This window comes from Enterobacter cloacae complex sp. 6730903 (assembly GCF_048283985.1).
Classification (GTDB): domain Bacteria; phylum Pseudomonadota; class Gammaproteobacteria; order Enterobacterales; family Enterobacteriaceae; genus Enterobacter; species Enterobacter hormaechei_C.
Genome location: NZ_JBLVXX010000040.1, coordinates 1 through 25,037 on the forward strand (window position 1 = coordinate 1; position 25,037 = coordinate 25,037).

Annotated in this window: 23 protein-coding genes; 4 read left to right on the top strand and 19 right to left on the bottom strand. The window is 57.1% G+C overall.

All coding sequences use genetic code 11. The features are described from left to right. Positions 1 to 69: 69 nt before the first annotated feature. The 5 genes from thiL to nrdR form a co-directional block, all read right to left on the bottom strand. Positions 70 to 1,041 carry a thiamine-phosphate kinase gene (gene thiL / locus ACNQ0W_RS18575; protein WP_062933833.1) on the bottom strand — a complete coding sequence of 324 codons (972 nt, stop codon included), beginning with the start codon at positions 1,039 to 1,041 and terminating at the stop codon, positions 70 to 72. Positions 1,042 to 1,118: 77 nt separating this feature from the next. After that, positions 1,119 to 1,538 carry a transcription antitermination factor NusB gene (nusB, locus tag ACNQ0W_RS18580; protein ID WP_006809908.1) on the bottom strand — a complete coding sequence of 140 codons (420 nt, stop codon included), beginning with the start codon at positions 1,536 to 1,538 and terminating at the stop codon, positions 1,119 to 1,121. 21 nt (positions 1,539 to 1,559) lie between these two features. Beyond that, positions 1,560 to 2,030 carry a 6,7-dimethyl-8-ribityllumazine synthase gene (gene ribE, locus ACNQ0W_RS18585; protein WP_003859098.1) on the bottom strand — a complete coding sequence of 157 codons (471 nt, stop codon included), beginning with the start codon at positions 2,028 to 2,030 and terminating at the stop codon, positions 1,560 to 1,562. A gap of 87 nt (positions 2,031 to 2,117) precedes the next feature. Next, on the bottom strand, positions 2,118 to 3,221 hold the full coding sequence (ribD, locus tag ACNQ0W_RS18590; RefSeq protein ID WP_062933834.1) for a bifunctional diaminohydroxyphosphoribosylaminopyrimidine deaminase/5-amino-6-(5-phosphoribosylamino)uracil reductase RibD: 1,104 nt from the start codon (positions 3,219 to 3,221) through the stop codon (positions 2,118 to 2,120). Positions 3,222 to 3,225: 4 nt separating this feature from the next. After that, complete coding sequence (gene nrdR / locus ACNQ0W_RS18595; RefSeq protein WP_003859099.1) at positions 3,226 to 3,675, bottom strand: transcriptional regulator NrdR; 450 nt, start codon at positions 3,673 to 3,675, stop codon at positions 3,226 to 3,228. Positions 3,676 to 3,827: 152 nt separating this feature from the next. Between nrdR and ACNQ0W_RS18600 the strand changes: the two genes are divergently transcribed. Together ACNQ0W_RS18600 and ACNQ0W_RS18605 are read left to right on the top strand one after the other, a co-directional pair. After that, the gene (locus tag ACNQ0W_RS18600; RefSeq protein ID WP_080454696.1) at positions 3,828 to 4,367 is read left to right on the top strand and encodes a DUF3251 domain-containing protein; all 540 of its coding nucleotides are present in this window, start codon (positions 3,828 to 3,830) and stop codon (positions 4,365 to 4,367) included. A 268-nt stretch (positions 4,368 to 4,635) separates the two neighbouring features. Continuing rightward, a complete protein-coding gene (locus tag ACNQ0W_RS18605; protein ID WP_047051188.1) occupies positions 4,636 to 5,520 on the top strand; it encodes a nucleoside-specific channel-forming protein Tsx in 885 nt (294 codons plus the stop codon). Between the two features lie 125 nt (positions 5,521 to 5,645). Here the strand turns inward: ACNQ0W_RS18605 and ACNQ0W_RS18610 are convergent, their stop codons facing one another. From ACNQ0W_RS18610 to queA, 7 genes are all read right to left on the bottom strand, one after another. Continuing rightward, entirely contained in the window at positions 5,646 to 6,326 is a 681-nt protein-coding gene (locus ACNQ0W_RS18610) for a helix-turn-helix transcriptional regulator (RefSeq protein WP_062933836.1), read from the bottom strand. 10 nt (positions 6,327 to 6,336) lie between these two features. Then, positions 6,337 to 6,702 carry a VOC family protein gene (locus ACNQ0W_RS18615; protein WP_062933837.1) on the bottom strand — a complete coding sequence of 122 codons (366 nt, stop codon included), beginning with the start codon at positions 6,700 to 6,702 and terminating at the stop codon, positions 6,337 to 6,339. 138 nt (positions 6,703 to 6,840) lie between these two features. Next, entirely contained in the window at positions 6,841 to 7,812 is a 972-nt protein-coding gene (secF, locus tag ACNQ0W_RS18620; RefSeq protein ID WP_417933225.1) for a protein translocase subunit SecF, read from the bottom strand. 10 nt (positions 7,813 to 7,822) lie between these two features. Then, the gene (gene secD, locus ACNQ0W_RS18625) at positions 7,823 to 9,670 is read right to left on the bottom strand and encodes a protein translocase subunit SecD (RefSeq protein ID WP_003859106.1); all 1,848 of its coding nucleotides are present in this window, start codon (positions 9,668 to 9,670) and stop codon (positions 7,823 to 7,825) included. A gap of 27 nt (positions 9,671 to 9,697) precedes the next feature. After that, the gene (gene yajC, locus ACNQ0W_RS18630; protein ID WP_003859109.1) at positions 9,698 to 10,030 is read right to left on the bottom strand and encodes a preprotein translocase subunit YajC; all 333 of its coding nucleotides are present in this window, start codon (positions 10,028 to 10,030) and stop codon (positions 9,698 to 9,700) included. Positions 10,031 to 10,052: 22 nt separating this feature from the next. Beyond that, positions 10,053 to 11,180, bottom strand: a complete 1,128-nt coding sequence (gene tgt, locus ACNQ0W_RS18635) for a tRNA guanosine(34) transglycosylase Tgt (protein WP_003859110.1) — start codon at positions 11,178 to 11,180, stop codon at positions 10,053 to 10,055. A gap of 53 nt (positions 11,181 to 11,233) precedes the next feature. Beyond that, on the bottom strand, positions 11,234 to 12,304 hold the full coding sequence (gene queA, locus ACNQ0W_RS18640; RefSeq protein WP_006809916.1) for a tRNA preQ1(34) S-adenosylmethionine ribosyltransferase-isomerase QueA: 1,071 nt from the start codon (positions 12,302 to 12,304) through the stop codon (positions 11,234 to 11,236). 92 nt (positions 12,305 to 12,396) lie between these two features. On the opposite strand from queA, the gene acpH reads away from it, so the two are divergent. Further along, entirely contained in the window at positions 12,397 to 12,978 is a 582-nt protein-coding gene (gene acpH / locus ACNQ0W_RS18645; protein WP_015571305.1) for an ACP phosphodiesterase, read from the top strand. Positions 12,979 to 13,105: 127 nt separating this feature from the next. After that, positions 13,106 to 13,708 (top strand): peroxiredoxin C, encoded by a 603-nt coding sequence (locus ACNQ0W_RS18650; RefSeq protein WP_003859113.1) that lies wholly within the window; start codon positions 13,106 to 13,108, stop codon positions 13,706 to 13,708. 49 nt (positions 13,709 to 13,757) lie between these two features. On the opposite strand, the gene ACNQ0W_RS18655 is transcribed toward ACNQ0W_RS18650, so the two are convergent. From ACNQ0W_RS18655 to phoB, 7 genes are all read right to left on the bottom strand, one after another. Beyond that, positions 13,758 to 15,137 carry a DUF3999 domain-containing protein gene (locus ACNQ0W_RS18655; RefSeq protein ID WP_062939333.1) on the bottom strand — a complete coding sequence of 460 codons (1,380 nt, stop codon included), beginning with the start codon at positions 15,135 to 15,137 and terminating at the stop codon, positions 13,758 to 13,760. Then, complete coding sequence (locus tag ACNQ0W_RS18660) at positions 15,134 to 17,743, bottom strand: DUF2339 domain-containing protein (RefSeq protein ID WP_062933839.1); 2,610 nt, start codon at positions 17,741 to 17,743, stop codon at positions 15,134 to 15,136. Before ACNQ0W_RS18660 ends, ACNQ0W_RS18655 begins: the two co-directional genes overlap by 4 nt. Positions 17,744 to 17,834: 91 nt before the next feature. Continuing rightward, positions 17,835 to 19,652 (bottom strand): maltodextrin glucosidase, encoded by a 1,818-nt coding sequence (malZ, locus tag ACNQ0W_RS18665; RefSeq protein ID WP_062933840.1) that lies wholly within the window; start codon positions 19,650 to 19,652, stop codon positions 17,835 to 17,837. Positions 19,653 to 19,815: 163 nt separating this feature from the next. Next, on the bottom strand, positions 19,816 to 21,189 hold the full coding sequence (gene proY, locus ACNQ0W_RS18670; RefSeq protein ID WP_062933841.1) for a proline-specific permease ProY: 1,374 nt from the start codon (positions 21,187 to 21,189) through the stop codon (positions 19,816 to 19,818). 81 nt (positions 21,190 to 21,270) lie between these two features. Further along, positions 21,271 to 22,590, bottom strand: a complete 1,320-nt coding sequence (gene brnQ, locus ACNQ0W_RS18675) for a branched-chain amino acid transporter carrier protein BrnQ (protein WP_062933842.1) — start codon at positions 22,588 to 22,590, stop codon at positions 21,271 to 21,273. Positions 22,591 to 22,999: 409 nt separating this feature from the next. Next, the gene (gene phoR / locus ACNQ0W_RS18680) at positions 23,000 to 24,295 is read right to left on the bottom strand and encodes a phosphate regulon sensor histidine kinase PhoR (protein ID WP_017383159.1); all 1,296 of its coding nucleotides are present in this window, start codon (positions 24,293 to 24,295) and stop codon (positions 23,000 to 23,002) included. Positions 24,296 to 24,316: 21 nt separating this feature from the next. Next, entirely contained in the window at positions 24,317 to 25,006 is a 690-nt protein-coding gene (gene phoB / locus ACNQ0W_RS18685; protein ID WP_003859122.1) for a phosphate response regulator transcription factor PhoB, read from the bottom strand. Between the last annotated feature and the right edge of the window lie 31 nt (positions 25,007 to 25,037).

The window sequence follows — 25,037 nt, forward strand, 5'->3', positions numbered from 1 at the left end:
CCTTACCCGGCCTACGATCGCACTTTATTTGTAGGCCGGGTAAGGCGAAGCCGCCACCCGGCAAAACACTCACCCAAAGTGATCGTACCCTTTCCAGTCAAGCGTAACCGGGGCGCCGTCGCGGACAAACAGCAGCCCTTCACTTTCCGGCATCACCTGCCCGATGCAGGTAAATTTCGCCCCCAGATGCGCTAACGCCACATCCAGCGTTCCGCGATTCAGCTCAGGCACGGTGAAGCACAGCTCATAATCTTCTCCACCGGATAACGCCCAGCGCAGCGCCTGTTCAGGTTCGACATGGCGAAGCAGTTGCGCCGACAGCGGGAACAGATCCAGGTCAACGCGTGCGCCCACGCCGCTGGCTTTCAGGATATGACCGAGATCGGAGATCAGCCCGTCAGAGAGATCGATTGCGGAGCTTGCCCGCTCGCGCAGCGCCTGACCGTGCAGAATACGCGGCGTTGGCCGCAGATGGCGCTTCACCAGATACGCCGCATCGTCAGCATCTTCAACCGTTAAACGGTTCTGAAGGATCGCCAGCCCTGCCGCGCTGTCGCCCGGCGTACCGGTCACGTAGATCCAGTCACCCGGTTTTGCGCCCGAACGCTTCAGCGCGCGCCCGGCAGGCACATAGCCGTGGATTGCCAGGGTCATCGACAGCGGACCGGCGGTGGTATCACCGCCAATCAGCTGCATATCGTAATAATTCAGCTGTTCAAACAGGGCATCGCTGAAGGCTTCAAGCCAGGCTTCATCCACCTCCGGCAGGGTCAGCGCCAGCGTCAGCCAGGCCGGGTCGGCGCCCATTGCCGCCAGATCGCTGACGTTAACCGCCAGCGCCTTATACGCCAGATCGGCAGGATCGATATCCGGCAGGAAATGTCGCCCACACACTAAGGTGTCGGTGCTGATTGCCAGCGTCTGTTTTTCGGGAATATTGAGAAGTGCGCAGTCATCGCCAATACCGGTTTCAACATCAAGACGAGAGGTTCTGACACGGTCGAAATAACGGGCAATCAGGGAGAATTCGCCGCATGCCATACGTTATGCCTCAGCAAATAAAAGAAAAAACCGGAGCCGCACTGCCGTTGGGGCAATGCAGGACTCCGGTTTGCGGATCACTTTTTGTGGGGACGGATCGCAGGTGCGGCTTTATCCAGCACGCCGTTAACAAACTTGTGGCTGTCTTCAGCGCCGAAGGTTTTCGCCAGTTCGATCGCTTCGTTGATGGCCACTTTGTACGGCACATCATCACGTTTAGACAGCTCAAACAGCGCGATACGCAACACTGCTTTTTCGACCTGGCCCAGCTCTTCGAGCAGACGGGACAGATATGGCTTCATCAGACCATCGAGATACGCGCTATTAGTCGCCACTCCCGACAGCAGTTCACGGAAGTACAGAACGTCAACGTCTTTCACGTCCTGTTCTGACAGGAACTGGTATTCAACATCAGCGATGTCGTTCTGGGACAACTGCCAGGAGTAAAGTGCCTGGACGGCACATTCACGGGCGCGGCGACGAGCAGCAGGTTTCACGGAATTCCCCTTACAAAAAAATCAGGCCTTGATGGCTTTCAATACATTGATCATTTCAAGCGCGGTCAGTGCAGCTTCTGCACCTTTGTTACCGGCTTTGGTACCAGCACGTTCGATGGCTTGTTCAATACTTTCGGTGGTCAGCACGCCGAACGCGACAGGAATTTCAGCATCCTGCGCAACGTGCGCCAGACCATTGCTTGCACCGCCCGCAACGTATTCGAAGTGCGCAGTGCCGCCACGAATAACAGTACCCAGCGCAATCACCGCGTCGTATTTACCGGTTTTCGCCAGCGCGCCCGCTGCCAGTGGCAGTTCGTAAGCACCTGGTACCCAAACGACGGTAATGTTGTCATCTTTAACCTGGCCGATACGTTTCAGGGCGTCAACCGCACCTTCCAGCAGGCTATCGTTGATGAAGTTGTTGAAACGCGCAATGGTGATGGCGACGCGAGCGTCCGGGGTAGCTACAGCAGCTTCAATAATGTTCATACTCTTCCTTTACGGGTTCATTTGGCCCCGCAGGGGGGCGGATTTTATCATAATACTTTGCGCACTGCTTCCCTATTTCAGGTGCAATTACGCTGTCGTTAAATGGAGGCAGACATCCGGTCCTACCGGACGAATCTCGCTGAATGAGAGTTGCGGCGCATCGGCCAGTTTTTCAAGGCCGGGCAGCACAAACAGGCCGCGCGCGTCATTACCTAACAGTTTAGGCGCAACGTAGACGAGAAGCTCATCCACCAGCCCCGCCTGAAGCAGTGCGCCGGCGAGCGTCGGACCGGCTTCAACCCAGATGCTGTTGACCTGCTGTTTGCCGAGCAGCATCATCAGCACCACCAGATCGAGATGCCCGTTATGTTCCGGCACCATAATGCTGCGCACGCCTTCCGGCCACTCGCGCGTATCTTCTTTGGTGCGGGCAATCCAGGTTTCCCCCGGCTGCTGCACGATGCGGTGCTCCGGCGTCACGCGGTTCTGGCTATCAACAATAATGCGCAGCGGCTGACGCAGGTTCTCCTGCGGATAGAGCGCCTGGGTATCCGCATTCAGCTCTTCCCAGCGCACGGTCATGGCCGGATCGTCAGCCAGTACCGTTTCACTGCTGGTGAGAATAGCATGGCTTTGTGCGCGCAGACGTTGCACATCGCGCCTTGCCTGCGGCGAGGTGATCCACTGGCTTTCGCCGTTCGCCATCGCCGTGCGGCCATCCAGGGACGCGCCAAGCTTAAGCTGGATAAAGGGGAAGCCGGTGCGCATGCGCTTCAGGAAGCCTTTATTCAGGGCTTCCGCATCCGGCATCATCAGTCCGTGGCTGACGTCGATACCTTCCTGTTGCAGACGATACAGCCCGCGGCCCGCCACCTGCGGGTTAGGATCCTGCATGGCGGCGACAACGCGCGAGACGCCCGCCGCAATCAGCGCTTCACAGCACGGCGGCGTGCGCCCGTGATGGCTGCATGGCTCCAGCGTCACGTAGGCCGTCGCGCCACGCGCTTTCTCTCCCGCCATGCGCAGGGCATGCACTTCAGCATGCGGCTCGCCTGCGCGGTAGTGAAAACCTTCCCCCACAATCTCGCCATCTTTAACAATGACGCACCCGACATTGGGGTTAGGGTGAGTGGTAAACCGACCGCGCTGCGCCAGCTTCATGGCTCGCGCCATGTACATCTCGTCGTGCATGGGCTTAATCCTGTAAGCGGGCGATCTCTTCGCCAAACTCTTTGATGTCTTCGAAGCTGCGGTAAACGGAGGCAAAGCGGATATAGGCGACTTTATCGAGCTTTTTCAGCTGTTCCATCACCAGATTGCCGATCATTTTGCTCGGCACTTCGCGCTCACCTAACCCCCGCAGATAAGATTTAATATGGTTTAACGCCATTTCGACGTCATCAGAGCTGACGGGCCGTTTTTCCAGCGCCTTGAGCATCCCGCTACGCAGTTTCTCTTCATTGAACGGTTCGCGCACATCGTTACTTTTTACCACGCGCGGCATTACCAGCTCTGCCACCTCGAAGGTGGTAAAACGCTCGTTGCACACCAGACACTGCCGACGACGACGCACGGAAGACCCTTCGCCTACAAGACGTGAGTCGATGACTTTGGTATCCACAGCGGAGCAAAATGGGCAATGCATACGATGTCCCTGTTATCTGGTTAACTGATTTCTATTTTACCCTGAACTGGCCCGACAACAAAGGAAGAGCTTTTTGAGACAAAGGATCTATGCCTGACGGCACTATCCTGTCTACCATTGCAGCAATCTATGATTTCAAGGAATTAAACGCAATGACAAGACGTTACCTGAAAATAGTGCTGGTGGGGAGCCTGTTCACGCTCAGCGCCTGCGCACAGCAAAGCGAAGTCCGCGAGATGAAACAAAGCGTGAATACGCTTAACGTGGCGATGGACAAACTTAACAAAGAAACCGTGAAGATCACCCAGCAGAACGCGCTGAATGCCAAATCCAGCAATGGCGTTTATTTATTGCCAGGTGCAAACACGCCCGCGCGTCTGAACAGCCAGATTGGCACCCTAAAGATGTCTCTGGTGAATGTTGCAGCGAATGCCGATGGTACTCGCGCAACATTACGCATTCAGGGTGAATCCAACGATCCGCTTCCCGCGTTCAGCGGCACCGTAGAGTGGGGCCAGATTCAGGGCACTACGGAGAGCTATCAGGAAGTGAACGTGAAGAATCAGCTCTTCACCGCCCCCGCCAGCACGCTGGCGCCGAGCGACGTGGACATCCCGGTTCAGCTGAGCGGCCTGACGCCGGAACAGTTAGGCTTTATCCGCATTCACGACATTCAACCCGCCGCGCAATAACCTCCCCTTTTGGCGGAGTGAAATGTCACTCCGCTAACATTTACATTTCGTATGGATTGGCAACATAAATTATTGCCGCTACAATCGCGCCCGTCTAAAGTACGCAAACGTGAACGCAATCGATTACGTATGTGAGAGATATGTGAAACAACACATATTTTTGTGAGCAAGGATTCCTATAATAGGCTCCGCAGAAACACGAAATATTTAGAAACGCAATTCGCGCATTTTTCACTCCCGGAAGGGAATTTCAATCAGTGGCATGATTATGAAAAAAACATTACTCGCAGCCGGTGCAGTTCTGGCACTGTCCTCCTCTTTCACTGTTAACGCAGCGGAAAACGACAAACCACAATACCTCTCCGACTGGTGGCACCAGAGCGTTAACGTGGTAGGCAGCTACCACACCCGTTTCGGACCACAGATCCGTAACGATACTTACCTCGAGTACGAAGCGTTCGCTAAAAAAGACTGGTTTGATTTCTACGGCTACGTCGATCTCCCGGTATTCTTCGGCGGTAACTCCGATGCCAAAGGTATCTGGAACAACGGCTCTCCGCTGTTCATGGAAATCGAACCACGGTTCTCCATCGACAAGCTGACCGGCACCGATCTTAGCTTCGGTCCGTTCAAAGAGTGGTATTTCGCGAACAACTACATTTATGACATGGGTCGCAACGATTCTCAGGAACAGAGCACCTGGTATATGGGTCTGGGTACTGACATCGATACCGGCCTGCCAATGAGCCTGTCTCTGAACGTGTATGCGAAATACCAGTGGCAGAACTATGGCGCATCGAATGAGAACGAGTGGGATGGCTACCGTTTCAAAGTGAAATACTTTGTGCCAATCACTCAGCTGTGGGGCGGTAACCTGAGCTATATCGGTTTCACCAACTTTGACTGGGGTTCAGATCTGGGCGACGATAACTTCTATGACAACAACGGGAAGCACGCTCGTACCAGTAACTCCATCGCGTCCAGCCACATCCTGGCGCTGAACTACGATCACTGGCACTACTCTGTTGTTGCGCGTTACTGGCACAACGGTGGTCAGTGGAACGACGACGCCAGCCTGAACTTCGGCAATGGCGACTTCAGCGTTCGCTCTACCGGTTGGGGTGGTTACCTGGTCGTGGGTTACAACTTCTAATCCAGCGTTTAGTGCCGGGTGGCGGCTACGCCTTACCCGGCCTACAAAACCCGATAACGTCGCAAATCGTAGGCCGGGTAAGCGAAGCGCCACCCGGCGCATAAGCCAGCTCCTGAGCTGGCTTTTTACTGCTTCACCTTCCGCAAAAAATCCGCCAGCGACCTGTCCGCGCTTTCGCTAAAGCGTCTTTCCGTCAGCGTAATATGCAAACACCGGTCGAGACGGAAACAGCGATAGTCATCGCGCCGTTCGCACCACGCGGCCAGCAGCCAGTGCTCTCCCCAGAAGAACAGCCCCAGCGGCTGAACCTCACGCCAGGTTAACTGCCCGGCTTCATCGCGATAGTGCAACCCCAGCACACGCAGGGCAGAAATGGCCTGGTGGATCACGTCGAAACCACTACGGGAATGTGGCTGAAGGGCAATATCCGGCGCGTAAATCCGCGTCTGTTCAGCTTTGCGGCGGCTCTCTTCCGGCAGGATCGCCAGCACTTTTTCCTGAGCAGACTCCAGCTCGCGCGACAGCGATTCCCCGCCCCAGGTTTTGAGCAGGCGAATCGCCACCATCAGCGCCTCGGACTCTTTGTTGGTCAGCATCAGCGGGGGTAAATCAAAACCCGACATCAGCCGATATCCGCTTCCCGCCTCGCCTTCCACCGGCACGCCGGAAAGCGACAGGTCGCGGATATCGCGGTACACCGTGCGCTCGGACACGCCAAGCCTTTCCGCCAGATGCGCTGCCGTTGTCAGACGCCTGCCCCGCAGGATCTGCACAATCTGGAATAATCGGTCAGCGCGTCGGGTCATCGGTGTACTCTCATACCGGTTGATGGAGGCCGACGCGATTACCTTCGCTGTCGGTAAACAGGGCTATAGTGCCGATGCCTTGCGGCAGTTCCAGCGGGCCAAACACGCACTCACCGCCCGCAGAAGCAATACGATCGAGCGTGGCCGCCAGATTGTCAGTATGCAGGTAAATAATAGCGCCCTGTGAAGAGGGTGTAACGCCGTCAAATTTCGCCAGCGCGCCGCCGGTGGCCGGATCCTCGTGCGGGAAAATCGCCAGATCAGCCACGTCCATCTTCTCGCGCCGCAGCACGACCTGCATCACCGGCTCATAAAATTTGATGGCGCGATCCATATCGGCGACCGGAATTTCAAACCAGTTAATAACACTTTTCATACGTCCTCCTGCCTGTTGTTAGGGTTCAGAAGGAGTCTACGACAGGGCTCCTGACAGCATACTGTCAGGAGTGTTTGTGAGATGCAGACAAAAAAAATCCCGGCCAGCAGGCCGGGATTTCGATACCGCATAAGACTCTTACGGCAGAATGGACGGCTGATCCGCCCCTTCTTTCTCGACTTTCTGCTGGATCAGATGCTCGCGCTTCATGCCCAGCTTCAGCGCCAGTGCGGACGCGACGTAGATAGACGAGGCCGTACCGATAGACACACCGATCAGCATGGTCAGCGAGAAGCCTTCCAGCACCGGGCCACCGAACAGGAACAGCATCAGGATCACCATCAGGGTGGTGCCGGAGGTGATCAACGTACGGTACAGCGTCTGGGTCAACGACACGTTAAAGATTTCGTACGGCGTGCCGCGACGGATCTTACGGAAGTTTTCACGAATACGGTCAGATACCACGATACTGTCGTTCAGTGAGTAACCGATAACGGACATCAGGGATGCCACAATCGTCAGGTCAATCTCAATGTGGAACAGAGACAGTATGCCCATGGTGATCACCACGTCGTGCGCCAGGGCGATAACCACGCCTGCCGCCAGTCGCCACTCAAAGCGGAAACCGACGTAAATCAGGATCGAGATCAGCGCCACCAGCAGCGCCATCGCACCGGTCTGCGCCAGGTCAGCACCAACGCTCGGGCCGACAAACTCAATACGCTTAACCGTTGCATCCTGACTGGTCGTTTCGTTAATCACCTGGACGACCTTACTGCCCAGCTCCTGGCTGCCGTTGGCATCGTGTACCGGCGGCATACGCACCATGATGTCGCGGCTGCTGCCGAAGTTCTGTAGCAGCGGCTCTTCAAAGCCCGCCTTTTGCAGAGACTCACGCATCTGGTCCATATCGACCGGTTTTTCCAGGGTAATTTCAATCACCGTACCACCGGTGAAATCCAGACCCCAGTTAAAGCCTTTCACGCCCATAATGACGATGGACAAGATCAGCAGAAAACCTGAAATGCCGAAGGCCCAGTAGTCCCAGCGCATAAAGTCCCAGACTTTACGGCCGTGGTTCAATTGTTCAACAGTATATTCCTGTGCCACAACGCACTCCTCAGATAGACAGCTTTTTGACGCGCTTGCCGCCGTACAGCAGGTTCACGATGGCACGGGTGCCGACAATAGCGGTAAACATCGACGTTGCGACACCGATACCGGTAGTAATCGCAAAGCCTTTGATCGCGCCAGTACCCACTGCATACAGGATAAGAACCTTAATCAGTGTTGTTACGTTCGCATCGAAGATGGAGCTGAACGCCCCTTTGTAGCCTTCTTCAATCGCCTGCTGTACAGAACGACCGTTGCTCAGCTCTTCTTTGATACGTTCGTTTATCAGTACGTTGGCGTCGACCGCCACCGCAAGGGTTAGAACGATACCCGCGATACCAGGCATGGTTAGCGTCGCCCCCGGCAGCAGGGACATGATACCGATGATCAGCACCAGGTTGGCAATCAGCGCGGAGGTCGCAATCAGGCCGAACTTCTTATAGAAGAAGATCATGAAGATGATGGACACCGCCAGACCGGCCAGACACGCTTCCAGACCCTGTTTGATGTTCTGCATACCCAGGGTTGGACCGATGGTACGTTCTTCAACAATCTGAATTGGCGCAATCAGCGCACCGGCACGCAGCAGCAGAGAGAGCTGACGCGCTTCGTTCGGGTTGCTGATACCGGTAATACGGAAGCTGTTACCCAGACGAGACTGGATGTTGGCGATGTTAATCACCTCTTCCTCTTTCACCAGTACGGCACGGCCATTGGCGTCTTTCTTACCGCTGTCTTTGTACTCCACGAACAGGGTCGCCATCGGTTTGCCGATGTTGTCCTTGGTGAAGTTAGACATGATGTTGCCACCTGCGCTATCCAGCGAGATGTTAACCTGCGGCTGGTTGTACTCATCCTGGCTTGAAGTGGAGTCGGTGATATGGTCACCGGTCAGGATCACGCGTTTGTACAGCACAACCGGCTGGCCTTCGCGGGTCTGTTTCACTTCGGAATCGCCCGGCACACGGCCTGAAGCCGCAGCAGCCTGGTCGACGTTGGAGTTAACCAGACGGAACTCCAGGGTCGCCGTCGCGCCCAGAATCTCTTTCGCACGGGCGGTATCCTGGATACCCGGCAGTTCGACCACGATACGGTCAGCACCCTGGCGCTGTACCAGTGGCTCAGCCACGCCCAGCTGGTTTACACGGTTACGCAGAATGTTAATGTTCTGCTGAACGGCGTACTCACGTGCTTCACTCAGACGCGCGTCGGTCATTACCGCACGCAGCTGGTTGCTGCCCTGAGAGGTGATCACCAGATCGCGGTGACGCTGAGACAGATAGGTCACAGCCTGATCGCGTGCCGCGCTGTCGCGGAACGTGATGCTCATGCCGTAGTTATCTTCTTTACGTACGGTAGTGTACGGAATGCCCTTATCGCGCAGATCGCTGCGCAGGCTGTCGATGTTCTGTTCCTGTAGCTTGCCGAGCGCGGTATCCATATCCACTTCCATCAGGAAGTGAACGCCGCCACGCAGGTCAAGACCCAGTTTCATTGGCTCTGCGTTCAGCGCAGCCAGCCAGCGTGGGGTTGCAGGAGCAAGGTTAAGCGCCACGACATATTTATCACCCAGCACGCCCATCAGCGCTTCACGTGCGCGGAGCTGCGTGTCGGTGGTGTCGAAGCGAGCAAGAATTGCGCCCTCTTCCAGTGCCACAGACTTAGCGGTAATTTTTTCTTCTTGTAACGTTTTCTGGACCTGGATCAGCGTTTGCTCACTGGCGGCGACACCGCGCGCGCCAGTGATTTGAACGGCCGGATCCTCACCATACAGGTTGGGAAGCGCGTACAGCAGGCCGACGATAATCACGACGACCAGCATGATGTACTTCCACAAAGGATAACGGTTTAACACGGCAGTTCCCTTTGGGAAAAGTTGGGATTACAGCGCCTTCATGGTGCCTTTCGGCAGAACGGCAGCTACGAAGTCACGTTTGATAACCACTTCAGTGGTGTCGTTGAGGGCGATAGCAATGTAGCCGTTTTCCGCTACTTTGGTTACGCGACCCACCAGGCCACCATTGGTCAGGACTTCATCGCCCTTCGCGATGGAGTTCATCAGGTTTTTGTGCTCTTTAGTACGCTTCTGCTGTGGACGCAGGATCATGAAGTAGAAGATCAGACCGAACACAACCAGCATCAGAATCAGAGACATCGGGCTGCCCTGCGCTGGTGCACCCGTTGCTGCTACCGCATCAGAAATAAAAAAGCTCATTCAAATTCCCTCATTATTAAAATTAATCAACGTTCAACGGTGGAACATCCCGCCCCTGACGTTGGTAGAAATCGGTCACGAAGCTCTCTAATTTACCCTCTTCGATAGCCTTACGTAAACCAGCCATTAAGCGCTGATAATAACGAAGATTATGAATGGTATTGAGACGCGCCCCCAAAATCTCGTTGCAACGATCGAGATGATGCAGATACGCGCGAGAATAATTGCGACAGGTATAGCAATCGCACTCGGAATCGAGCGGGCTGGTGTCACTTTTATGCTTCGCGTTACGGATTTTCACCACGCCATCGGTAACGAACAGATGACCGTTACGCGCGTTTCGGGTTGGCATAACGCAGTCGAACATATCAATGCCGCGACGTACGCCTTCCACCAGATCTTCTGGTTTACCCACACCCATCAGGTATCGTGGTTTATCCGCCGGGATTTGCGGGCAGACATGCTCCAGAATACGGTGCATGTCTTCCTTCGGCTCACCCACAGCCAAACCGCCGACAGCGTAGCCATCAAAGCCTATCTCTACCAGACCTTTAACCGAGATATCGCGTAAATCTTCGTAAACGCTGCCCTGGATAATGCCGAACAGCGCATTTTTGTTTTGCAGGGAGTCAAAACGGTCGCGGCTACGCTTCGCCCAACGCAGGGACATCTCCATGGAGCGTTTGGCGTAGTCCCAGTCCGCCGGGTATGGCGTACATTCATCGAAGATCATCACGATATCGGAGCCGAGATCGTACTGAATCTCCATGGATTTTTCCGGATCGAGGAAGATTGGATCGCCGTTGATCGGGTTACGGAAGTGTACGCCCTGCTCGGTGATCTTACGGATATCGCCCAGGCTGAAGACCTGGAAACCGCCGGAGTCGGTGAGGATCGGGCCTTTCCACTGCATGAAATCGTGCAGGTCGCCGTGGAGCTTCATGATCTCCTGGCCCGGACGCAGCCACAGGTGGAAGGTGTTGCCGAGGATAATCTGTGCGCCAGTGGCTTCAACTTCTTCCGGCGTCATTCCTTTTACGGTGCCGTACGTGCCCACAGGCATAAACGCGGGGGTTTCTACCACGCCGCGATCAAACACCAGGCGACCGCGACGCGCGCGGCCATCGGTGGTATCGAGTTCAAATTTCATTTTTTCTCCGACGTCAGAAAAACAGTCCAACGTTGTAACACGGTGCCGCGGACTTATTCCCCGACACGCTCATTCAAAGCCTGCGGATTGTACGTGATAAACATCGCGTCACCGTAGCTAAAAAAGCGATATTTTTGTTCTACCGCAGACTTGTAGGCGTTCATCGTATGCTGATACCCCGCAAACGCGGAAACCAGCATAATCAGCGTCGATTCAGGCAGATGGAAGTTGGTCACCAGCGCATCAATGACTTTGTACTGATAACCCGGGTAGATAAAGATCTGCGTATCGCCAAAGAACGGCTCAATCAGCTCGCTTTTCGCGGCCTGCGCAGCGCTCTCAAGGGAACGTACCGACGTTGTACCGACGGCCACGACGCGGCTACCGCGCGCTTTCGCCGCCAGCACCGCATCCACCACCTCCTGCGGCACTTCGGCATACTCAGAGTGCATGATGTGGTCTTCGATGCTGTCCACGCGCACCGGCTGGAAGGTCCCCGCGCCGACGTGCAGCGTCACGAACGCCATCTCAATGCCCTTGGCGCGCAGCTTTTCCAGCAGCGGTTCATCAAAGTGCAGGCCCGCCGTTGGCGCCGCCACCGCGCCAGGCTTCTGGCTGTACACGGTCTGGTACAGCTCGCGGTCGGCCTCTTCGTCCGGGCGCTCAATATACGGCGGCAGCGGCATGTGGCCGATGGCGTTCAGGATATCAAGCACCGTGCGCTCGTCGTTGAATTCCACCTCGAACAGCGCGTCGTGGCGCGCGGTCATGGTCGCTTTGATGCTCTCGTCATCCCCCAGCAGCAGCTCAGCGCCCGGCTTCGGCGCTTTGGAGGCGCGAATATGTGCCAGAATACGTTTATCATCGAGCATACGTTCGACCAGCACCTCGATCTTGCCGCCGCTGGCCTTACGGCCAAACAGACGCGCCGGGATCACGCGGGTATTGTTAAAGACCAGCAGATCGCCAGGGTTGAGCTTGTCGAGCAGATCGGTGAAAGTACCGTGCGTCAGCGCGCCCGTTGGCCCGTCCAGTGACAGCAAGCGACAGCTGCTACGCTCAGGCATGGGGTAGTGAGCAATCAGGGATTCAGGTAGTTCAAAGGAGAAATCGGCGACGCGCATGACGTATACTCGTGACTTAAAAACAGGCGGCATAGTCTAGTGCTCACACCCTTTTGCTGCAACAACTAGCCGCCACCGGACAACGAAAACGCATGAATTTTCTCGCTCACCTGCATCTCGCTCATCTCGCGGACAGCTCCCTCTCCGGCAATTTGCTGGCCGATTTCGTGCGCGGCAACCCCGCGGAAGCGTACTCCCCGGAGGTTGTCGACGGGATTTTTATGCACCGTCGCATCGACGTGCTGACCGATAACCTGCCAGAGGTCACGGAAGCCAAAGCGTGGTTTCGCCCTGAAACGCGCCGCGTTGCGCCGATCACGCTCGACGTCATGTGGGATCATTTCCTGTCGCGCCACTGGTCCCGGCTGTCGCCTGATATGTCGCTGCCTGAGTTTGTGCGCTACGCCCATGCGCAGGTGTCGATCATTTTGCCGGACTCCCCGCCGCGCTTTGTGAATCTGAATAACTATCTCTGGTCTGAACGCTGGCTGGAGCGATACCGCGAGATGGATTTCATTCAGAACGTCCTGAACGGTATGGCGAGCCGTCGACCGCGTCTGGACGCGCTGCGCGACTCATGGCATGACCTGGATGAACATTATGATGCGCTGGAAACCCGCTTCTGGCAGTTCTACCCGCGTATGATGACGCAGGCGAAAAATAAAGAACTGTGAAGTCGGTTCGATTGATAGGTAAAAGCTGGTGGAACGATTGTTACCACCTCTTTGTCTTATTCCCGTACTGCCTCTATACTGGCCCGCGTTGCGTTCCAAATAACCTTAGTATCTACAGGAGAATCATATGGTTCTGGTAACTCGTCCGGCTCCGGATTTTACAGCTGCCGCCGTTCTGGGCAATGGTGAAATCGTTGAAAACTTCAACTTCAAACAGCACACCAACGGTAAAGCGACCGTTCTGTTCTTCTGGCCAATGGACTTCACTTTCGTTTGCCCGTCTGAGCTGATCGCGTTCGACAAACGTTACGAAGAATTCCAGAAGCGTGGCGTGGAAGTGGTTGGCGTCTCCTTCGACTCTGAATTTGTACACAACGCATGGCGTAACACCCCTGTCGAAAACGGCGGCATCGGTGCGGTGAAATACGCGATGGTTGCGGACATCAAACGCGAAATCCAGCAGGCTTACGGTATCGAACATCCGGACGCTGGCGTTGCACTGCGTGGTTCTTTCCTGATCGACGCAAACGGCATCGTTCGTCACCAGGTTGTCAACGATCTGCCGCTGGGTCGTAACATCGACGAAATGCTGCGCATGGTTGACGCGCTCCAGTTCCACGAAGAGCACGGTGAAGTGTGCCCGGCTCAGTGGGAAAAAGGTAAAGAAGGTATGGCGGCTTCCCCAGACGGCGTAGCTAAATACCTGTCCGAGAACGTATCCAGCCTGTAATCGGCACGGTTTACGAAAAAACCCGCGAATACGCGGGTTTTTTTATGGCTTATGCTGCGCCGTCTTTTTTTACCTCGCGCCAGATGCGCCATGCCATACCCGCAAGCACCATCACCCCCGCAATCAGTACGCCCCAGACCATCAGCGTTTTCATTCTGCTTTCCTGATCAGCCGCAGACGTCGCGGTTAAACGCGCCTCGCCACCCAGCGGGACAGGTTCCAGCGTATCCGCCACCGGCAGGGCTGCCAGATCGTAGGTTTTACGCAGTTCGGTCGGGATCAGCATATCCGTCTCCACGCTCGCCGGTTTCGCAGCCCCGTTCCCCCACGCGAGCAGGTACGGCCCCTTCCCCTGCGCGTTGAACACCAGATCGTAGCGCACGCGTTGCCCGGTTACGCCAGGCAGGTTCTCAGGCAGTCGCGCATTGAGGGTCTTAATTTTCACCGCCTCGACCAGCCCGCCCGGGAGCGGAACAGGTTCAGAAGTTTTGCCGCCGAGCTGGTAGATCACCTCTTTTTTCAGCGTATGCCACCGATCCTTATCCGCCTCCCGCCAGGCTATTTCTGCCGGGAGAACGCCGTCGCCATTCAGCATAAAGCCGATCGCACTCAGAGGCTGCGGATGTTTCCAGCGCCACACGGCTTCGCTTTCGGATAACCGCTCCCCCTCTCCCGCCAGGCTAATGTGCTCAGATTCCGGCTGCGCAGGCGCGTTAATCGCGTTGACGCCGGTTAACGTCAGGGCAGAACGCCCCGTGTTCAGCACCAGCAGCAGATAGCGATTCGCCTCAGGCGATAACACCAGATCGGTATCGATGCGGTCGAGCTTCAGGCGATCCTGTCCACTCATTACGTCCAGCAGGGGCATCTCTTCACGCAGGGTATACCAGTTTTTCAGATCCTCGCTGTAATAGACCGATGCCGTCCCCTGCCACGAACCCTGCGGCGTGTCCCAGAAAAGCTGGAGCTGAGAAAGCGGAATCTCCGACGCGTTTTCCGGCAGGGTCAGCAGATAGTGCTGTCCGGCAGCCGCCGCGTGTTGCCCTTCCAGCACAATTTCCACGCCGTTTCTGGCCCGTAGCATAATTTTATCACCGCTGCCCTCTTCCCCGCCCGGCGAGGCGTTAAGCGCAAAGAGGCGCAGCGCCGTGGTGGTCGGTGCCGGCTGCGGACGCGTCGTGGTAACCAGGCTGAACGGTACCGGCTCGCCCGACTGATTAAACACGCGCACGTCGCGCAGATCGGGCGATGTGCTCTGCTGATAAACCGCCAGCGGCAGCATGACCCGATACCACGGCGAAGAGGCAGAGGTATCAAGGGACAGGCCATAGGCATAATCCCGCGGGGATTCCGCTGGCGCGCCCTCGCTGAATGACGGACCGGCCACAGCCAGCAGTGCCGCACAAACAACCGCGTTCATCCATTTCATTTTTCTTCTCCTGCTTTAGGCGGTAGCGGCGAGAAATAGCCCACAATCAGGACCAGGATCGCCACGCCAATAAACGCGACGGCGCGCGCCAGGCCGCCACCGCCCGCGCTGTCCACCAGCATCAGTTTGAGCATCACCACCCCCAGCAGCGCCGCACCGCCAAGCCACTGCTGACGGGAGGCCTGACGGGTGGCGCGGATCATGACCACCAGCGCGCAGAACATCCAGAACAGGGCAAAGGTGGTCTGGATAAGCCGCGAATGCCACAACGACTCCCAATTCCAGGCCACCTCGCCGTACCACGCCAGCGCGCGCAGCAGTGCGCCGTTAAGCCACCAGAAGCCAAGCGCCATCAGCGCAACGGCGGGCCACGGGCGGGACTGCGCAAGCGATGCCGGATAGTAGCGATCCACTTCCCGATAAAACACCACCAGCCCCAGCAGCGCGAACGCCGCCCCTTCCTCAAGCGGGTTCACCAGCGGCAGCCAGGTCTGTCGATAGACCACACCGTCCTGCAAATTAGTCACGACCAGCAATACTACCAGCGCCACAACCACAGGGATCGCGGCAAGGCAGGCGTAGAGCGCAGGCCATACCCGGAACGGCCACCCGCGACGCCGTACGGCCGCGGAGAGCGCCATAATCACCCCACCGCCGACAGCCATCGCAATGCCGCTTCCCCAGGCCGCCATGCCCCACGGCAGGGAGCGGGCAAACCAGTAAAGCTCGGCGGCTATAGCGAGTAAAATCATCCACACCAGCGACAGATGCAGCCCCATTGAGATGCGCGGCAGACGTTTATCTTCGTCGCGCCGCAGCAGCATCAGGGCGGCAGGCAGCGCAATAGCCCAGGCCAGATTTGCCCAGCCGGCCGCCAGGATTTGCTGTTGCCAGATCTGATACAGCACCATCAGCAGCATCACCGGCCACAGCAGCCATTTGCTGGCATCCAGCTCCCGCCACGCCAGACGAGCGGCAGCCTGCCGCCATCCCCAGGCCGACGCCGCCGTCAGCGCCATTACGCCTGCCAGAACCGATAACTCCTGCTTCAGGAACAGCTGCGATGCGCCCAGCAGCGCCACTAACCAGAACAGCAGCCCACCGGCCAGCAGTGCCCAACTGCCCGGCCGCGCGATTTTCTGCCACAGCCAGGCCGCAGCCAGCCAGCAAAGACTGAGCACTGCGAAAATAAGCAGCAGGCTCAGCGAGGTAACGCCGTCCATCTGCGCCCATATCGCGCTGCCGAGCGCCAGCACCAGCAGCGCCGTCCCGCTATAGCTCATGCGCCGCTGCTGCTGTTGCACGCCCAGCCAGAGAATACCCAGCCCTTCCAGCGCCCAGGCCATCGCCGTCCAGCGCGCTGAAAGCGCCAGCGGTATGGCAAGCGTGGCAAACCCGCCGCCGATCGCCAGCGCCGCCATAACCAGTGGCCGCCCGACAGACGGATAGCGTCGCAGTGCGAGAAACGCCAGTGAGAGATAAAACGCACCATAGCCCAGCGCGCTGAGCGCCGGGCCGTACGTCCAGTGAGACGTCATGCCGTACTGCATCCCAAAACCAATCAGCGGCGGTGCAAACAGCAGTACGCCGTCAATAATCTGTTTGCCTTTTTCCTGCGCCCGCAGCGACAGCGCCACGCTGAACACGCCAAAAATAAGCGTATTGGCAATCAGGAACAGCTGACAGATAACATAGTCTTCAGGCTGGTAGTCGCTCAGCCCCCATACCCCGCCAACGCCAAACGTGAAGAGCAGCCCGAGCAGGTTGAGCTCGCGCCAGTGTTGCCAGATGCTGATGACGAGAATGCCGATGGATAACAGGAGATAGAAGGAGAACAGCGCCACAAAGCTACCGCCCCCGGTAGACAGGAGCAGCGGCGCAAGATATCCGCCGAGGCTCGCCAGCATGGCAAGGCTTAGCGCCTTTTGCAGCACGGCCAGCCCGACGCTCGCCGCGCAAATCACCACCAGCAGCGCAAACGCCAGCGTCATCGGTAGCATTTGCCACAGCCGGAATGCGCCAAAGACGGTCAGATAAAGCACGCCGGTCGCACCGCCCTGGAGGATCAGCGCGTAGATCCGCTGCCTGTGCCGCAGCCGCCATCCCACGGCCAGCAGAACCATGGCAAACAGCGCCGTGGCGGCAAGACGCAGCTCAAGCGGAAACAGTGAATGTTCAACGGTATAGCGCAGCAGGAAAGAGAGGCCGAGGAAGAGCAGTACAATCCCCAGTTTTGCCAGCGGATTGCCCTGCATAAACCAGCGCGTCAGCGAGGACAGGATGCCGCCAAAGGCGGAAGGCCGTTTTGCCGCCGGTACAGGCGCAGGTTCCGCTTCAGTGACGGACGGTTCGGGACGCCAGGGATCGACAGGTGCGGTAACGGCTTCTGGCACCGGCGCTGGCGTCTCCACCGGCGCGGCGGTCTGCACCGGCTCCGGCGCTTTCTCAGCGACACCGCGCTGCTCAAGCGCCTCAATGCGCTGGCGAAGCCGGGCGATCTCCTGCCGCGCCGCCGTGCTTCGGTTAAAGCCTATCACCGCGAGCACGGGTGCCACGACCAGCGCAAAAACCAGGAACAAACAGCCAAGGATGTAAAGCTCGTCCATGTTTCCACCTTCACCGTAAACGATCCGCTAAGATTGACACAAATCGTTGCATTTGCGCCATCTTAAAAGGTGAAAACCATTCTGCCTGCGCTTAGCTGCCGAACCAGACCGCAGCGGAGATCGCCGGCAGCGTGAGCACGCTCTCCTGGAACGTCGCTTTACCCTCTTTGCTCTTCCACGTTTTACCGGCCAGCAGTGGTGAATCTTCCAGCACCACTTCACACGCCTCGCCCCGGTTGATCGCCACCAGCACGCGCTGCTGGTTATAGACGCGGACAAACACCACTACGTTATCGTGGGCGTACATCACCTGACAGCCCCCGTAGCGCAGGGCCTGACTCTGCCTGCGCAGCGTCGCCATACGCTGGTACAGGCTGAACAGATCCTGATCCTGTTTTTCACTCTCCCACGGGAAGGTTTTACGGCAGAACGGATCGTTATTCCCCTCCAGCCCCACTTCATCGCCATAGTAGATGCAGGGTACGCCCGGCCAGGTAAAGAGCCAGGTCACCGCCAGCGGCAGACGCGCCACATCTTTACCCAGCAATGATTTAAAGCGCGCGGTATCATGGCTGTCGAGCTGGTTAAACATCCGCAGCTGCTGCTGATGCGACAGGCCAGCGCGATAGTTTTCCATCCACGCCATGCAGGTTTCGGCGTCGATATGCTGCGGATCGTAAGAGATATCGGTGTTAGCGAGGAAACCCCACAGCGGGAAGGTGAAGCCGCGATAGTTCATCGCCGCGTCTTCTGCATCAGCCTGCAACCACTGCCGCGCGTCGCCAAAGTGCTCCCCGAAGACGAATGCTTCCGAGCGGGCCGCTTTTGCCGACCGGGTAATGGCGGCGACATGCTGAAGGTTATTCCGCGCCCCGCCTGCTTCACCCAGCATATGCACCACGTCCAGTCGCCAGCCGTCCATGTTCCACGGCGCTTTCAGCCAGTGGCGCACGATGCTGTCGTCGCCGCCGTAAATCTCGTTCACCAGAGAGGGCGACTGGAAATCCAGCTTCGGCAGGCTCGGGTAGCCCAGCCAGTCCAGCGCGCGCCCCTCCTCGTTAAAGCTGTACCAGTCGCGCTGCGGCGAATCCGGGTTATGACACGCCCCGCCCATCGACTGATTATGACGGTCAAACCACGCGTGAGAATCACCGCTGTGATTGAACACGCCATCAAGGATCAGGCGCATACCTTCTTTTTGCGTGTTGTGCCGCAGCCGCAGCAGCGCCTCGTCACCGCCAAACTGCTCGTCAACGTGGCGGTAGTCCTGCGTATCGTATTTGTGCACGCTTGGCGCTTTAAACACCGGGTTCAGGTACAGCGCCGTCACGCCGAGCGTTTTCAGGTACGGCAGTTTTTCGCTGATACCGTCGAGATCGCCGCCGTAAAAGGTCGATCCCCCCGCCTGGGCGGTCAGCGGCTCGTCCCATTTTTTCAGAATGATGTCGTGACCGACCGCATGATGGTAATAAACCTTATCCTGATCGGCGGTGCGCTTTTCGCTGCGCGCAAAGCGGTCCGGGAAAATCTGGTAAAAGACCTGATCGTTAACCCACTGCGGGCCGTTATCCGGGTGATCCACGGCAAACTGCTCCAGCCGGGCCGGAGGAAAACGGCTGAAGCCCTGCGGGGTAAACCACAGCTGCCGGTTGTTCCACAGCAGCTTGAAGCCGTAGCGGCGACGCGGCTGCCCGCTGCGCAAATCGATATTTGCCCGCCACGCCGTGACGCCCGGCTGCGGCTGGCTGCGCACTTTGTGCATTTTCAGCGACGTTTCTTCGTTATCCACTTCGGCGCGCAGGGTCACACGTTCAGGCTGATTGTCCCCTGCCAGCCAGAGCGTAATCACAAGGTTGTCTTTGTTTTGCTTAACAAATGGGGCAACCGGAAGGTGCCAGGCGTTTAACATCACGAATCCCCTTTGATGAAATTGACGTCACCTTGCCACAGGGTGATTAAAGATAGCTCATCGTGTTCGGGATTATTGGGGGAGGAGAACGGAGGAGGAGATTTTTTCCAGGGCAAAAGGGAGTGTAGGCCGGGTAAGCGCAGCGCCACCCGGCATTTTTACCTTACTGTGCTTCCGCCAGCTGACGATCGCGGCGACATTTAAACATCCAGCCCACCAGCAGCAGGACGATCCACGCGAAGCCCACGTACAGGGAGATTCGGGTACCCGGGTGATAACCAATCAGGCCAATGATGAAGACCAGGAAGATGAGGCCGACAATGGTCGTTGGCACGCCGCCCGGCACTTTAAACTTCAGCGCTTTGGCCTCTTCCGGCGACAGACGGCGGCGGAACGCAATCTGCGACAGCAGGATCATGATCCACACCCATACGGTGGCGAAGGTCGCCAGCGACGCAATCACCAGGAAGACGTTCTCCGGCATGATGTAGTTCAGGTAGACCGAGAACAGCAGCGCCACGGTCATGACCAGCACCGTTACCCACGGGGTGCCGCGACGCGACGTTTTGGCAAACACCTTCGGCGCACTGCCCTGCTCCGCCATGCCATGCAGCATACGACCCACGCCGAACACGTCACTGTTGATGGCCGACAGCGAGGCGGTCAGTACCACAAAGTTGAGAATGCTGGCGGCAAACGCAATGCCCATATGCTGGAAAGTCAGGACAAACGGGCTGCCGTTGGTACCCACCTGGTTCCACGGGTAGATGGACATAATCACAAACAGCGTGCCCACGTAGAACACCAGGATACGCATCGGCACCGAGTTGATGGCGCGCGGAATGGACTTCTCCGGATCTTTCGCTTCCCCGGCGGTGATGCCGATAATCTCAATACCGCCGTAGGCGAACATGACCATCTGGAGCGACATGACCATCCCGAGCCAGCCGTTGCTGAAGAAGCCGCCGTTGCTCCACAGGTTATGGATGCCGGTTGGCTGCCCACCGTTGCCGATACCCCAGATGATGATGCCGAAACCGGCGAGGATCATGATAATAATGGTCGCGACCTTGAAGAAGGAGAACCAGAACTCCAGCTCGCCAAACACCTTCACGCTCATCAGGTTGACGGCGCAGATGATCAGCACCACGCTCAGTACCCAGATCCAGTGCGGCACGGCGGGGAACCAGACCCCCATATAGATGCCAAACGCCGTCACATCGGCAATGGCGACAATCAGGATTTCAAAGCAGTAGGTCCAGCCGGTGATAAACCCGGCCAGCGGGCCTAAGTTTTCTTGTGCGTAGCGGGAGAAGGAACTGGCAGAGGGGTTGTGAACCGACATCTCCCCCAGCGCACGCATGATGATATAGGCCGCCACGCCGCCGATGATGTAGGCCAGCAGAACGCTTGGACCGGCCATTTTGATGGCATCTGCCGAGCCATAAAAAAGACCGGTGCCGATAGCCGAGCCCAGCGCCATAAAGCGGATGTGGCGGGTGCTCAATCCACGTTTAAGTTTGTTAGTGCTTTCCATTAAAATCTTGCCATTCAACACGAAAAAAACAAAAAACCACGGGGCCTTAAGCCCCGTGGTTAAACAATTTGTTGCCGTTGATTAATGGGCGTTGGATGTCACCTGACGCCCTGCCGCACGGTCCCAGATAATCGCCAGAACCAGCGCTACAACGGAAGGCATCAGCCAGGCCAGGCCCTGCTCGGACAGCGGCAGACGCTGTGTCCAGGCTGGCAGGATTTCTGCAAATGCTGATGCTTTGATCCCGTCTAGGATACCAAAAATCAGGCTGATAAACATGGCCGGCGCAATAATTCGCGTCGAGTTATGCCACCACGGGCGGGTGAAGCTCAGCACCACCAGCACGATACATGGCGGATAGATCGCCGTCAGCACCGGAATTGACACCTGAATCAGGTGGCTCAGACCGAGGTTTGACACCGCCATGGAGAAGATGCCGAGGATAAACACCAGCGTACGGTAAGAGAGCGGCAGATACTGGGCGAAGAACTCCGCGCAGGCGCAGGTCAGACCCACCGCCGTCACCAGACAAGCCAGGAAAATCAGCGCCGCCAGCAGCATGCTGCCTGCACCACCAAAGGTATGCTGCACGTAAGCATGCAGGATCGCCGCGCCGTTTGCGCTCTGATCGACCAGCGTTGCGCTATCTGAACCCAGACGGAACAGCGCCAGATACAGCAGCGTCAGGCCGACACCGGCCATCAGGCCAGCCCAGATGGTGTAGCGAGTCAGCAGGCGCGCTTCGGTCACCCCGCGGGAACGCGCGGCGTTAACGATAACGATACCAAACACCATCGCACCCAGCGTATCCATTGTCAGATAGCCGTTCACGAAACCGTTTGAGAACGCCGCGTTCTGATAAGCGTTCATCGCGGAGCTGATGGGCCCCGCAGGCCAGACGATGGCCGCAACCGCCAGCACGATCAGCGCCACAATTTTCAGCGGAGCCAGGAAGTTACCCACGGTATCCAGCAGTTTGCCGGGATAGAGAGAAACCAGAATCACGATGGCGAAGTAAATGAGGCTGTAAATAAACAGCGGCATCGCGCCGTCACCGGTCAGCGGGGCGATACCCACTTCAAAGGAGACGGTCGCCGTACGCGGGGTCGCGAACAGCGGGCCAACGGCCAGATAGCAGACGGTTGCCAGCAGAACGCCAGCCACTTTGCCAATCGGGGTGCTGAGGCTGTCCACACCGCCACCGACTTTCGCCAGCGCGATAACGGTCAGTACCGGCAGGCCCACGGCAGTAAGCAGGAAGCCAAACGCAGCCGTCCAGACGTGTTCACCCGCCTGTAAGCCAACCATTGGAGGAAAAATGATGTTACCTGCGCCAACGAACAGCGCAAATGTCATAAAGCCCAGCGCGATAATGTCACGCGATTTCAAGTGATGGGTCATAAAACCTTACTGCCTGTGGATGTGGTGTTGAATACGTTGAGATTTTCGCCATCCCTCACGGGACGATACAGCGGAAAATTTGCTCAATTTCAGCGGGATATGCTCCCGTCCTGGCGTGGCGAAGAAGAGTTTTTCGATTTACCACGCAAATACAGTCGGTCTGACAGTATATGGGGGGCAATTTAAACGCTTATAACGTTTAAAGGCAAGAAGGGATCGTAAAACCAGAACAATATGCCAGCATGAAAATTCAGACCAAAATAATATGCCATGTATAAGAAAAACTCATGGCTAATCATGCGAACAAAAAAGCACCAGCCGTATAATATTCATCCGCGTTTCGCTTGACTGCAAAGCAAACGGGCCAGCAATCGCTGGCCCGTGGAAAGGTAGCCTGACACATCTGCCGTCAGGCGCTTTTTTTGGCAATTAATCGTTCCGGAATCACGAAGCTAAAGCGCGTGCCCTTACCCAGGGTGCTTTCGATATTGAGCCGGCTTTCGTGGTGGCTGACGGCATGCTTCACAATTGCCAGTCCCAGTCCGCTCCCGCCGGTCTGCCGCGAGCGCGCCTTATCCACCCGGTAGAATCGTTCGGTGAGACGCGGGAGGTGCTCGGGCCCAATCCCCGGCCCGTTGTCCTCGACGCTAAACTCAGCGCCCGCCGGGGTATGCTGCCAGCACACCGCGATATGCGTCCCTTTCGGGGTATGATTCACGGCGTTATAGACCAGGTTTGAGATAGCGCTTCGCAGCTCATCTTCACTGCCGAGCACTTTCAGCGTGTTATCAACGTCAAAACTCAGGGTGTGCTGATTATGACTCAGCGTTTGGGCTTCGCGCTCCACCACCCGCAACATCATCGGCACATCAATGATGTCGTTTAGCGCCAGCGACGGGGCAGCCTCAATCTTTGAAAGCGTCAGCAGCTGTTTGACCAGCCCTTCCATGCGGAACGTCTGCTCCCGCATGGTATGCAGTGCTTTCTCACGCGGCGCCCCCTCAAGCGTTTGCTCCTGCATCATCTCCAGGTAGCCCTGAAGCACCGTCAACGGCGTACGCAGCTCGTGGCTGACGTTGGCAAAGAAGTTACGTCTCGCGCCCTCAAGCTGGTGCATCTGGGTAACGTCCCGCGCCACCATCAGCCACTGCCGATCGCTGTAGGGCATCACGCGGATTTCCAGATGGCGACCGTTATTGAGCTTCAGATTGTGCGGGCGCGAAAAATCCCGCTTTTTCAGATACAGCGTGAACTCGGGATAACGCAGAAGGTTCAGGATGTTCTGACCATTATCATCCGGCCAGCGCAGGCCCAGCAGCTGTTGCGCGAGGCCATTACACCAGAAGATTGTCCCTTCTTCTGTCGTCAGGATCACCGCGTCCGGCAGCGACTCCGCACCGCTACGAAAGCGTTTGATCAGGCTTCCCAGCTCACGACGGCGCTTTTTGTTACGCATCTGCATCTGGTGCAGGCCGTAGAGTAGCGGTTCCCAGCTCCCGCTTCCCGGCGGGGGGGTCATACTTCTGTCGACCCACAGCCACCAGGAGAGACGCAGTAAATTCCAGAAATGCCAGACGAGCAATCCCGTCACGGCCACCAGTAAAAACCACGGCAGATAGCCAAAGATAGCCCCCAGAATGAGGGCAGGAATACAGCATAAGATCAGTTCAAAGACGAGCCTTTTCCATGACAGACGTTCCAGCACGCGTCACACTCCTGTCATTGTTCAGAAACGGGTCGAGAAGCGATAACCCGTGCCGCGGACCGTCTGTACCATGCGATCGTGGCCGCTCAGTTCCAGTGCTTTACGCAGGCGGCGAATATGGACGTCAACCGTTCGGTCTTCGACATAGACGTTAGTTCCCCAGACGTTATTCAGCAACTGTTCGCGGCTGTAAACGCGCTCCGGGTGGGTCATAAAGAAGTGCAGGAGCTTAAATTCGGTCGGTCCCATATCGAGGGGATTTTCACCGGTCATGACCCGGTGTGAGGTAGGATCCAGGCTCAGCCCCTGCATCTCAATCACCTCTTCCACCGCCATCGGTGAAATACGGCGCATCACGGCTTTAATACGCGCCACCAGCTCTTTCGGGGAGAACGGTTTAGTGATGTAATCGTCCGCGCCGGTTTCCAGACCGCGCACGCGATCCTCTTCCTCGCCGCGCGCCGTCAGCATTACCACCGGGATATCGCGGGTCATCGCCTCGCGTTTGATATGCTTGATAAACTGCAATCCGGAACCGCCAGGCAGCATCCAGTCCAGCAGGATCAGATCGGGCCAGGGTTCATTCAGCTGGTTCACCGCGCTGTCATAATCTTCCGCTTCAACCGGCTGGAAGCCATTTTGTTCAAGCACGAAGCACACCATTTCACGGATCGGAGCTTCATCTTCTACGACCAGAATACGTCTCGCCATACTTTGCCCTGTCTTATCGTATTTAAGTTAC